The sequence below is a fragment of the Parasutterella sp. genome, from assembly GCF_057870745.1.
Window position 1 is genome coordinate 45286 of the sequence record NZ_DBMALT010000018.1, and the last position, 10891, is coordinate 56176.

Genomic DNA, 10891 nt, shown 5'->3' on the forward strand with positions numbered 1-10891 from the left:
AGACCGCTTGTCGGCCAAGCGGTCCTCTTCAATTATTTTTTACCGTCCTTATCTTTTTTAGTGAGAGTACCGGTTACTGCCGCAGCACGGAAAACGATGCGAGGATCGACTTCGCCGATCTTCTTTTCGTTTTTGTCTGTGTAAGGCAGGCTGGAGAGCACAAAGCGAATAGCGTTCAAACGCGCTCTCATCTTATCGTCGCTTTCCACAACGATCCAAGGCGCATCTACGGTATCGGTAGCAAAGAACATTTGGTTGATGTGCTTGGTGTAGTCATCCCATTTATTCAGAGAAGCCAGATCGACCGGAGAGAGTTTCCACTGTTTCAGCGGATCTTTGCGGCGCTGTCTGAAGCGGCGTTTTTGTTCTCCGCGAGTCACGTTCAGCCAGAACTTAAAGAGAATAATGTCTTCTGAGAGCAGATTGCGTTCAAAAGAAGGCACTTCTTTCATGAACGTTTCATACTGCTCCTTTGTGCAGAAGCCCATGACCGGTTCGACGACTGCTCGGTTGTACCAGGAACGATCAAAGAAGACCATTTCACCGGCAGAGGGAAGGTGAGCGACGTAGCGCTGGAAGTACCATTGCCTTTCTTCCGTGGCCGTGGGCTTTGGAAGCGCGGCGATTCTGGCGCCTCTTGGATTCAGATGCTCGGTAAAGCGCTGGATGGTTCCGCCTTTGCCGGCTGCATCACGTCCTTCAAAAATAATGACAAGTTTTTTGCCTTTCTTTTGAATCCATGACTGCAGTTTCAGAAGTTCAATCTGCAGACTGCGAAGCTGCTTGTTGTATAGATCTCGGTTGTAACCGTTGACGTAGGGATATTCGCCTGGCTTCAAATCCTTTCTTAGGGCGTTCATGTCAGCTGTTGCAGAGATCTTTTTATCAAAACTGCAGCAGGCATGTTCAATGAGGGATTTCAGGAGTTTCTCCTGGCCTTGCCCCGTGAGATTTCTCATGACGGCATCAGCGACTTTATCGGCGGCTGTCTCGTCCGTTGTTCGGAGGAATTGTTTTAGATACTGATACGGATTTTCGTAACCGCCAAGGTCAAACTTGGAATCTTCGAGTTCTTCCGATTTTTTTTCAACGATTACGGCATTTTGACCGTCAATTTTTTGAGGTTCAGCTGCGTCTTTGTGCGTGACAGAGTGGTTCATTGTTTCCTCCCCCTCCAAAATAAACTGATCAAACCATTCTATGTAAGTTGTACGGAGATAGAAGAAAATGTTGTCAATTCAGGCACAAAAAGGCCGCCACAAGGGCGGCCGTGAGGAAAAGTCTATTGATTACGACTTACCGAAGACCTCGTTTAACTGCTGAGTAACACGGACGAAAGTCGTGCGTTTCGTGAGTTCTTTCAGTCGACGGGCACCGACATATGTGCAGGCCGAGCGGACGCCGCCGAGGATTTCCTGAACGGTGTCTGCAACGGGACCGCGGTCTTCAAGGTAGACCGTCTTTCCTTCTGCTGCACGATATTTAGCAACTCCGCCGGAATATTTGTCCATAGCGGATTTGCTGCTCATTCCGTAGAAAGAACGGTAGATCTTTCCGTCTTTTTCGATGACCTCACCGCCGCTTTCATTGTGGCCGGCGAGCATGCCGCCGAGCATCACGAAGTCTGCGCCGCCGCCGAAGGCTTTGGCGATATCTCCCGGACGAGTGCAGCCGCCGTCGGAGCAGATGAGGCCTCCCAGACCGTGAGCTGCGTCTGCGCATTCAATGATGGCGGAGAGCTGGGGATAACCGACGCCGGTCATCTTGCGAGTGGTGCAAACCGAACCCGGGCCGATGCCGACTTTAACGATATCAGCGCCCGCCAGGATCAATTCTTCCGTCATGTCGCCGGTGACGACGTTGCCGGCCATGATGGCAAGGTGCGGGAATTCTTCTCTGATTTTGGAGACGAAATCGACGAAAATCTCCGTGTAGCCGTTGGCGACGTCGATACAGAGGTACTCGATAGCCCCTGGCGCACGTTCCATGACTGCTTTGAATTTCTTCAAATCGTTGTCCGTGATGCCCATGGAATAGAAGGCAGTGGACTTGCGTTTGAGACCATTGAAATAGGCGACATACTCGTCCTCAGAGTAATGTTTGTGGAGCGCCACGGAAAGATCGTATTTTCCCAGGGCCTCAGCCATTTCAAAGGTTCCGGTGGTGTCCATGTTGGCAGCAATGATAGGGACGCCGGAGTATTCAACTCTGCTGTTGCGCAGTGTAAAAGGTCGGATTAAATCGACATTGGAGCGGCTCGAAAGCGTTGAACGTTTCGGACGAATGAGAACGTCTTTAAAGTCAAGTTTAACTTCGTTTTCAATATGCATCGGAAAAGTCTCAGTCAGGCAGTTTTTAACGACACATTCTCCCACGGAAAGCAAGAATAAAGGCGAAGGACTAACTTAAATAGGTAAAGAAAAGCAAGCGTATTTATCAAGTTGTGAGATCTGCAGGCAAGAAGCCTCTGCACAAGACTTACTCTTTTCGTCAACTGTCCTCAGAAGGATCCCTCGGGGGCGCCTCGTAGAACAGTTGACGGAGAAAGGAAGAGTCTTCGCCTCACTTAGTTAATGTTGAGAAAGTAAGCTCTAGTGTTAGAAGCTGTACTTCAAACCTATCATACTGTAGTCGTGCGTTGTATTTTCGGACGTCATGAGCTGGGTTGGTCCTCAAGTCCGTGTGAGCTTTTGTACCATCGGCAGGTTGCGGGATGTAGACTCGTTCAGTGAACAGAAAATCGTGCACGATTACTTTTTCTTCAGCTCCGCGTTATTCTCGGCTTCCTCAGTCATTTGACCATGACGGTATCAGAAGAAAATAGGCTTCTGTCCTGAGCAGAAGCCTATGGTTAAGAGAATCGTGCTATTGATCAGTGAGGCCGTCTGAGCCAAGCTGAGTGTCGGTGACGAGAATTTCATCAGAGAAAAGTTCTTCGGCACACTGCCGCTTACGAATAAGGACAGCCCTGTTTCCGTCGACTAAGACCTCGGCCGGCAGACAGCGTGAATTGTAGTTGGAGGCCATAGACATCCCGTAGGCTCCTGCGCTTAATAGTGCCATGAGGTCTCCCTCCTGAACATTCAGCAGACGGTCTTTTCCAAGCCAATCGCCGGTTTCACAGACAGGACCGACGACGTAGCAATAAGTTTCTTTTTCTTCCTTTTTGGGTGTGACCGGAACGATTTGCATCCATGCCTGGTAAAGCGTAGGTCGGATCATATCATTCATGCCGCAGTCAACTATGCAGAAGTTTTTCAGCTCGCCCTGTTTCATGTACTGTACAGTCATCAACAGAGCTCCGCTGTTTCCGACCAAAGAGCGGCCGGCTTCAAAGATCATTTCTTTATCGCCGTAACCTCGTTTGACTAGGACCCTGCGTAAGGCGGCCACAAGGACCGTCGGACTTGGAACTGCTTCGTTACTGTACTGAATGCCCAGGCCGCCCCCGAAATCGATATGCTGAAGATCAATCCTGTTCAGGCGAAGCTTGTCGAGAAGGGTGCAAAGCTTTTCGCAGGCATCCACAAAAGGCGCGGTATCCGTAATCTGAGAACCGATGTGGCAGTCAATGCCCACGACCTCAAGTTCAGGACTGCGGGAGGCTTTTAAATAAAGCTCGACAGCCTGATCGTAGGCGATACCGAATTTGTTTTTCTTGAGACCGGTAGAAATGTAGGGGTGCGTCTTAGCGTCCACATCCGGATTGACGCGGAAAGAAACACGAGCCTTCTTACCTTTCTTTTGAGCAACGGCAATGACTCGATCTAATTCGGCCGGAGATTCAATATTGAAGCATTTGATATCGGCGTCGAGCGCGGCTTCAATTTCATGATAAGTCTTGGCGACACCCGAAAAAATCACTTTGCTCGTATCGCATCCGGCGGCTTGAATTCGGCGCAGTTCTCCCTCGGAGACGATATCGAATCCGGCACCCAGTTTCCCGAGAAGTCGAATGATGGAAAGATTCGAATTTGCTTTAACGGCAAAGCACATCAAATGCTTATAGGGCTCCAGAGGCTTTTGATAGCTCTGAAAAGCATTGACGATGGCTTGTTTGGAATAAACGTATAAAGGAGTTCCGAAGCGGGCCGCGAGATCTTTTAACGGGACGTTTTCGCACCAAAGAGTACCGTCCTTCCAGGCGAACTCTCGGTCATTAGGAAGAGAGAGATTCATCTTTGTCTTGAACCCATGAATATGTGTTAGTAAGCCGTCGACATCGGATTATTCGGCGCAGAGCGCAGAGGACTTGTGACGCTGTCGGGCAGCTGCTCAGTTGCGTCTCCCGGATTTTTGTCAGTTCCTTCTGCTGGTAAAGCTTCATCCTGTGCCTTTTGAGCGGCATCAGCGGGAGCGGCACCGACCGTGTCTTCTCCTGTCATTTCGTTGATTTGCTGTCCGATTCGAGAGAGGTACGAATCATTCGGGTTAGGCGGCAGGTACAGAGGACCTTTGATTCCGCAGCCTGTTAAGAGAAGGCACGGAAAGAATAAAATGAGGGAACGTTTCAGCATAATTGACAAATCTACCATGACAAAAAGAGATTTTATCGAGTTATCGGAGAAAACCTTCAACGATATTGAGCAATTAGTTGATGACCAATATCCCGATGTGGATTTTGATCGTGAAGGCAATGTCCTGACTCTGACACTTGAGGATGGCAAAGTCGTTGTGATTAACCGTCAGGAAGCTATGGAAGAGATGTGGCTGGCTTCTCCTTTGGGAGGAATGCATTTTTACTATGACGCCGCCGGTGTTCTCGTGAACTACCGCAAAGGTGAAAAGCCCTTTGCAGAATGTCTGAAAGAAGCGCTGGAGAGCTGAGATGGTTCAGAAGTTTTGGCAGTGCCGCGATCGGAGCATCGATCTGTCCTCTCCAAAAATCATGGGCATCGTCAACGTCACTCCTGATTCATTCAGTGACGGCGGTAAATATTATTCCTCTGCACAAGCGATAGAACATGGTCTTCAGCTGGCAGAGGAGGGCGCTGATATTTTAGATATCGGCGGAGAATCAACTCGCCCGGGAGCGGAAGAAGTAAGCGTTCACTCTGAGTTGGAACGTGTGATCCCTGTGATTGAGGCACTGAGCGCTCGCGGCCTAGTGGTTTCGGTGGATACCAGTAAACCGGAAGTGATGACTGCGGCAGCTCAGGTCGGCGCACAGATTATTAATGATGTTTATGCGCTTCGTCGTGACGGCGCATTAGAAGCTGCAGAGAAGAGCGGATGCGGCGTGTGTCTGATGCACATGCAGGGGGAACCGCGCACAATGCAGAAGAATCCCGTTTACACGGATTTGCTGTCTGAGGTGAAGAGCTTTCTGGCTGAGAGAGCTCGGGCGTTGACGGATCTCGGAGTTTCAGCGGAAAAAATCGTCTTGGATCCGGGATTCGGATTCGGGAAGACGGTGTCACAGAACTTTGAACTGCTTGCAAAGACAGAAGATTTTTTATCATTAGGCTATCCGCTTTTGTACGGCATGAGCCGAAAGTCTTCGCTCGGAGCTGTTACCGGAATTACGAAAGCCGAAGAACGTCTGATTTCTTCGGTGACGGCGCATTTGCTCGCTGTCGAAAGAGGCGCGTCGATTGTACGAGTTCACGACGTTAAGCAAATGAAAGAAGCGCTCACAATATACAAGGCGATGGTTCACTACAAGGATTTGAAATGAGTCGAAAATATTTTGGAACGGACGGAGTTAGAGGCAGAGTCGGACAAACTCCGATTACGCCAGAATTTGCCATGCTTTTGGCACAGGCTGCCGGCCGTATTCTTAAGCAGCAGACAACCGACGGGGAGGTCGGAGTTTTTATTGGAAAAGATACCCGCGTCTCGGGTTACATGTTGGAAGCCGCCCTTCAGGCCGGATTCTTAAGCGCCGGCGTAGACGTGATGCTCGGCGGTCCGCTTCCGACACCGGCTGTTGCCTATCTCACAAGAGCACAGAGACTGAGTGCCGGTGTTGTCATCTCCGCCTCTCATAATCCCTTCTATGACAACGGCATTAAGTTTTTCTCGGACAAAGGCACCAAGCTGCCTGATGAAATGGAACTGCAGATTGAAAAAGAAATGGACCGCGGTTTCAGCTGTGTAGACAGCGCTCGTCTCGGAAAAGCTCGCCGTCTTGATGACGCGGCAGGCCGCTATGTCGAATTCTGCAAGAGCACTTTCCCGTCAGATCTGGATTTGAAGGGCTTCAAGATTTATGTGGACTGCGCCAACGGCGCTGCCTACCACATTGCGCCGGATGTCTATCATGAACTCGGTGCGACCGTCGTTTGCGGAGGTAATACACCTGACGGATTCAATATTAATGAAGGTGTCGGCGCAACCCATACGGAAACGCTTCCGGATCGCGTTCAGAAGGCCGGCTGCGATATCGGTATTGCGCTGGACGGAGATGCCGACCGTCTGATCATGGCTGACCGCCATCAGGTCTACAACGGCGATCAGTTGCTTTATCTCATTGCTAAGGATCGTTTGAACCGCGGCGAACTGAAAGGTGTCGTCGGTACACTCATGACGAACTTTGCGATTGAAAAGCAGTTCAAGACGCTCGGCGTTCCGTTCCACCGCGCTAAGGTCGGAGACCGTTATGTTTTAGAAATCATGCTTAAAGAAGGCATTGATTTAGGCGGAGAAGGCTCTGGCCACCTCATTATTTTGGATAAGCAGACCACCGGTGACGGTATTGTTTCTAGTCTCCAAGTTCTGTCTGTGCTCGCTCGCAACCGCTCTACGCTCGAATCCGTTCTTTCTGAAGTTGCTCTGACGCCGCAGGTTTTGATTAACCGCAGATATAAAGCCGGTTACGTTTGGAACGAAGACCAGGCACTGCTTGACGCAATCAAGGCTGTTTCGAAAGAGCTGGAAGGAAAAGGCAGAGTTTTAGTGCGCGCTTCGGGGACGGAACCGTTGGTCCGTGTTATGGTGGAATGCGAAGATATCGGTGAAGCGAAAAAGCACGCTCAGGCATTAGCCGAACTCATTCCGCTCGAAGCTTAAGGAGAGATGATGACGACATCCGTTCTGATCGTAGAAGATGAGCCGTCAATTTTGGAGTTAATTTCTTATACCTGCCGGACTTCCGGAATGGAAGTCCGCAAGGCAGCGAACGTCGCCGAAGCAAAGAAAAATCTTGAAGCGGCCAAACCGGACATCATTCTTTTGGACTGGATGCTTCCGGACTGCGCCGGCCTTGATTGGCTGCGCGAACTTCGGAGCTATCACAGCAACGAGAGTCTGCCAGTCATTATGCTGACTGCGCGCGGACAAGAGGACGACAGGGTTCGAGGTTTAGAAGCGGGAGCGGATGACTATGTGACCAAACCCTTCTCTCCGAGAGAGTTGGTCGCAAGAATTCGTGCCGTCATCCGCCGCAAAGGCGGAGATGCGCTTCCTGATACGCTGCGTGTCGGGCCGCTTGAGATTGATGCCGAGCGGTACGAAGCACGCGTTAACGGCAAACCGCTGCGTCTGTCGGCTGTGGAATTTAAATTTCTTCAGGTTTTTGCCAAGCATCCGGGGCGTGTTTATTCACGCGCCCAGCTCATCGACAAAGTATGGGGCGTCGGTGCGGACATTGACGAAAGAACGGTTGACGTTCACATGCTTCGCCTGCGCAAACAGTTGGCCGGAACAGCCGCGGCTGATTTTATCGAGACAGTTCGGGGCGTCGGATATCGAGCTTCGAATTTAAAGGCCTAAAGGAATCGACTCCGAGGCAAGACTCAGTCGAGGTTAGACACCTCCAGAAACTCAAAGTCCCGCCGACCAAATAGGTCGGCGCCGGCTCCTATCAAATGAAAAATTACTAGTGAACGATAATGTCCCAGGCGTCTAGATAGCACCACGATCTTCGCCAAGTTAAGGGCAGCGGGGACAGCTTTCAAAATAGTAGTTTCATTCAATTGGTGCGGCGGATGCTAGCGAGATCTTTAACAACTGATTAGCCGCCAAACGTAGAAGTGAGGGGCTCCAAAGCGATTCTTCCGAATCTCAACGGCATCTTAAGTGCCACAATAAAGTTTTCCACAACTTAAAAAGGAGCCCCTCATGACTAATAATATTCAATTTTCATCTGTTTGTGGTATCGACATTGCAAAGTCTGTAATGCAAGTCTACAGAGTTACTTCCGACGGCGTTGTTTCTAATAAAGCTGTTAAACGAGCCGATTTTCTAAATGAATTTAGAAACACTCCGCCCGCTCTGATCGGAATGGAAGCCTGCGGTGGCTCACAACATTGGGCACGTGAGCTGCAAAGTCTTGGCCACACGGTTCGTCTTATGCCCCCAAAGTTGGTAAAGCCGTACGTAACGGGGTTAAAGAATGACAAAAACGATGCACGCGGTATCTATACAGCTCTCGAGATGGGTGTGCGTGAGGTACCGGTCAAATCTGCAGCGATCCGTGACCTGGCGCTGCTGCAAACGATGAGAACGAAGCGCCAAAGAGAAAAAGTCGAAAAATTAACCACATCAGAGGCATCTTGTCTGGGTACGGGTTGATTATGGGGAAAAGCGTAAATGCATTCTTAGCAAAGGCCGGATCCTTAATTGTTGAGTTAAAGGAACGAGCTGACGTAAGCCCATTTATAGTTTCTGAGCTGAATGCTCTTTTCCCAAAAGTTAAAGAGGCGATGGCAAAAATCAAAGAATTGGAAACGAATATTGAGTCCATCGCAAAGACTCTCAAGCACTACGACCTATTCCAATCTGCGCTGGGAGTTGGACCGATAACGGCAGCGACAATGTTGGTTTTGCTTTGTAATCCGGAAGTTTTTAAGAACGGAAGAGAATTTGCCGCGTATATAGGTTTGGCTCCAAAAAGCTCCGGAAGCGACGGTAAAAACTTTGTTACTCACATTCCCAAGAAATATGAATGTAACAATGAGGTCAGAACTCTTCTAGTTCAATGTGCTCATGCCATCTGTAGGAGCAAGCACAAATCCGACAGGGTTTCTTCAATCTTAGCGAGAAAGCCAAAAAAGGTGGTCATTATTGCCGTTGCAAATAAGCTTGCCAGACAATTATGGATTATGGCTAAGAAAGGAGAGAAGTTTGAAAGACGCTTCATCTTGGCCGCCGCTCAATGAACTTATGGTGCGGGAAAGTGGGCCGAATAAGAACACAGCAGCTATCTGCATCGTCGATAACCGAAAATCCAAAATACAAGCGGATGAAATGCACAAGTAAAATATCAGAACCCCTCTTAGTTATTTAAGTTTAAGAGGTCGAGGAAAGATTTGTCTGGAAAAAGTTGGCGCACATGTGTTATTACTGTTGTCCAGAAAGGTTCGGAAAGACCTGATAATGTTTGTAACTCAACTGGTTAACTCCAGTATGAATCGCCCTAAAAGGATCCGAAATCGAACTCTTCGGTTGGCAAAAAAGTGTCGAATAAGAATATGGAAGCAGCCATTCGCACTGGACAAAAACTTTCACTTGACAAGCCTGGGACATAAGAAACTAGTAAAAAGACTGAAACATGACTGATAAAAACCATACCAAGTTTGAAGAGAAAGAGCTCCGGTTCCGTCAGACGCTCAGTGCGCTTCCTGATGGTGTCGTGCTCTTGAGAAAGGACTTGGTGATTCAATGGATGAACCGCATCGCAGAACGAGATCTTTCGCTGGATCCCGAAAAGGACGTCGGCAAGAAGCTGACGGATGTGTTTACGAATCCGGAATTTATTCAGCACATTCAGTCTGAACGCTGGAAAGCTCGTCAGCTTATCGATCTGCCCGACGGACGAGTTTTAGAAGTTCGCGTGATTTCTGCCGGTAAAAAATACACAGTCGTCGTGACGCGAGACATAACCGAATCCAAACGAATTGACGACTTCCGACGAGATTTCGTCGGAAACGTTTCTCACGAACTGCGGACACCGCTGACAGTAATTCAAGGTTTTTTGGAACTGGCAACAGAAAATCCGAACCTTAATGAAGAGGATCGTCTGCACTGGGAAATGATGCTGGAGCAGGCGGAGAGGATGCGCGCACTGGTGGATGACCTCCTGGCTCTGTCTCGATTGGAGCAGGATGCGGCGCCGGCATCACGCGAGCTCATCGATGTCGATGAAATTTTGGAAGAGGCAGCTGCCGAAGGACGCATGATTTCGGGCGGCGCGCATGAAATCAAGATTGCTAAAGTAGCATCGGAAGGGATTCTCGGCGACTTTAAGGATATGCGAAGCGCAGTTACCAATCTCGTGACAAATGCTGTTCGCTACACACCGAAGGACGGCAAGATTGAGCTTTCTTGGGAAGTGAAAGACGATCACGGGATTTTGTCGGTTAAGGACAACGGGATCGGTATCGCACCGGAGCATATTCCACGTGTGACCGAGCGTTTTTATCGCGTGGATAAATCGCGATCCAGAGAGACAGGTGGAACCGGCCTCGGACTTGCCATCGTGAAGCATGTTTTGTTCCGTCACCAGGCTCAGCTCCAGATCGAGTCTGAACTCGGGAAGGGTTCGACTTTCAAGATCATTATTTCTAAAGCTCGGTTAGCGCCCCCGATCAACAGCAAAGACCTTCTTTCAGGCACGGTGCCGGAAAGCTCACCGGTCATAGGCGTCTGATGGTCTGATGAGGTTGTCGGCTTAAGAACGAATCTCACAGTGCGGACTAGGAATTGATGGGATTCGACGATCTTTGGAAGTGAGACCAGCAAAAAAGCAGTCGGATGCGGTGTGTTAAGCAAACGCGACTTTGAGAGCATTTTCCAACACGACTTTGAGAGCGGTTAGCAACTCAACAGTGAGATCTATTTCCAACGCAATTTTGATAGTCCATACCAACGCAAATTTGAGATCGATCGCCAACGCAATTTTGGGTACACTCGTCGATTTATGAAGGAGAAACATGGTCAAAAAAATCGG

12 protein-coding genes are annotated in these 10891 nt (G+C 49.3%); 7 read left to right on the plus strand and 5 right to left on the minus strand.

Annotated elements, in window-relative coordinates:
- Positions 1-32: 32 nt before the first annotated feature.
- From ppk2 to lptM, 4 genes are all read right to left on the minus strand, one after another.
- A complete protein-coding gene (ppk2, locus tag ACZND6_RS06585; RefSeq protein ID WP_008810450.1) occupies positions 33-1160 on the minus strand; it encodes a polyphosphate kinase 2 in 1128 nt (375 codons plus the stop codon).
- Between the two features lie 129 nt (positions 1161-1289).
- Positions 1290-2330 carry a GMP reductase gene (locus tag ACZND6_RS06590; protein WP_279125641.1) on the minus strand — a complete coding sequence of 347 codons (1041 nt, stop codon included), beginning with the start codon at positions 2328-2330 and terminating at the stop codon, positions 1290-1292.
- 535 nt (positions 2331-2865) lie between these two features.
- Positions 2866-4179: a diaminopimelate decarboxylase gene (gene lysA, locus ACZND6_RS06595; protein ID WP_021867676.1), complete on the minus strand. Its 1314-nt coding sequence runs from the start codon at positions 4177-4179 to the stop codon at positions 2866-2868.
- A 26-nt stretch (positions 4180-4205) separates the two neighbouring features.
- Entirely contained in the window at positions 4206-4517 is a 312-nt protein-coding gene (gene lptM / locus ACZND6_RS06600; RefSeq protein ID WP_021867675.1) for an LPS translocon maturation chaperone LptM, read from the minus strand.
- 16 nt (positions 4518-4533) lie between these two features.
- Between lptM and cyaY the strand changes: the two genes are divergently transcribed.
- The 7 genes from cyaY (at position 4534) to phoR (ending at position 10591) form a co-directional block, all read left to right on the plus strand.
- The gene (cyaY, locus tag ACZND6_RS06605; RefSeq protein WP_008810454.1) at positions 4534-4827 is read left to right on the plus strand and encodes an iron donor protein CyaY; all 294 of its coding nucleotides are present in this window, start codon (positions 4534-4536) and stop codon (positions 4825-4827) included.
- A gap of 1 nt (position 4828) precedes the next feature.
- The gene (gene folP / locus ACZND6_RS06610; RefSeq protein ID WP_008810456.1) at positions 4829-5677 is read left to right on the plus strand and encodes a dihydropteroate synthase; all 849 of its coding nucleotides are present in this window, start codon (positions 4829-4831) and stop codon (positions 5675-5677) included.
- Positions 5674-7011, plus strand: coding sequence for a phosphoglucosamine mutase (gene glmM / locus ACZND6_RS06615; RefSeq protein WP_008810457.1), 1338 nt, complete (start codon positions 5674-5676; stop codon positions 7009-7011). Before folP ends, glmM begins: the two co-directional genes overlap by 4 nt.
- A 6-nt stretch (positions 7012-7017) precedes the next feature.
- Complete coding sequence (locus ACZND6_RS06620; RefSeq protein WP_008810458.1) at positions 7018-7713, plus strand: response regulator; 696 nt, start codon at positions 7018-7020, stop codon at positions 7711-7713.
- A gap of 348 nt (positions 7714-8061) precedes the next feature.
- The gene (locus ACZND6_RS06625; RefSeq protein WP_008810459.1) at positions 8062-8514 is read left to right on the plus strand and encodes an IS110 family transposase; all 453 of its coding nucleotides are present in this window, start codon (positions 8062-8064) and stop codon (positions 8512-8514) included.
- Between the two features lie 2 nt (positions 8515-8516).
- Positions 8517-9101 carry an IS110 family transposase gene (locus ACZND6_RS06630; RefSeq protein ID WP_008810460.1) on the plus strand — a complete coding sequence of 195 codons (585 nt, stop codon included), beginning with the start codon at positions 8517-8519 and terminating at the stop codon, positions 9099-9101.
- A gap of 392 nt (positions 9102-9493) precedes the next feature.
- Entirely contained in the window at positions 9494-10591 is a 1098-nt protein-coding gene (gene phoR / locus ACZND6_RS06635; protein WP_008810461.1) for a phosphate regulon sensor histidine kinase PhoR, read from the plus strand.
- A 114-nt stretch (positions 10592-10705) separates the two neighbouring features.
- Here phoR and ACZND6_RS06640 read toward each other — a convergent pair.
- Positions 10706-10891, minus strand: a 186-nt coding sequence (locus ACZND6_RS06640; protein ID WP_489524481.1) for a hypothetical protein, incomplete at its 5' end; no start/stop codon positions are given.

Coding starts and splice junctions, on each gene's coding strand:
- ppk2 (WP_008810450.1), bottom strand. CDS start 1,160: ATGAACCACTCTGTCACGCACAAAGACGCAGCTGAACCTCAAAAAATT.
- ACZND6_RS06590 (WP_279125641.1), bottom strand. CDS start 2,330: ATGCATATTGAAAACGAAGTTAAACTTGACTTTAAAGACGTTCTCATT.
- lysA (WP_021867676.1), bottom strand. CDS start 4,179: ATGAATCTCTCTCTTCCTAATGACCGAGAGTTCGCCTGGAAGGACGGT.
- lptM (WP_021867675.1), bottom strand. CDS start 4,517: ATGCTGAAACGTTCCCTCATTTTATTCTTTCCGTGCCTTCTCTTAACA.
- cyaY (WP_008810454.1), top strand. CDS start 4,534: ATGACAAAAAGAGATTTTATCGAGTTATCGGAGAAAACCTTCAACGAT.
- folP (WP_008810456.1), top strand. CDS start 4,829: ATGGTTCAGAAGTTTTGGCAGTGCCGCGATCGGAGCATCGATCTGTCC.
- glmM (WP_008810457.1), top strand. CDS start 5,674: ATGAGTCGAAAATATTTTGGAACGGACGGAGTTAGAGGCAGAGTCGGA.
- ACZND6_RS06620 (WP_008810458.1), top strand. CDS start 7,018: ATGATGACGACATCCGTTCTGATCGTAGAAGATGAGCCGTCAATTTTG.
- ACZND6_RS06625 (WP_008810459.1), top strand. CDS start 8,062: ATGACTAATAATATTCAATTTTCATCTGTTTGTGGTATCGACATTGCA.
- ACZND6_RS06630 (WP_008810460.1), top strand. CDS start 8,517: ATGGGGAAAAGCGTAAATGCATTCTTAGCAAAGGCCGGATCCTTAATT.
- phoR (WP_008810461.1), top strand. CDS start 9,494: ATGACTGATAAAAACCATACCAAGTTTGAAGAGAAAGAGCTCCGGTTC.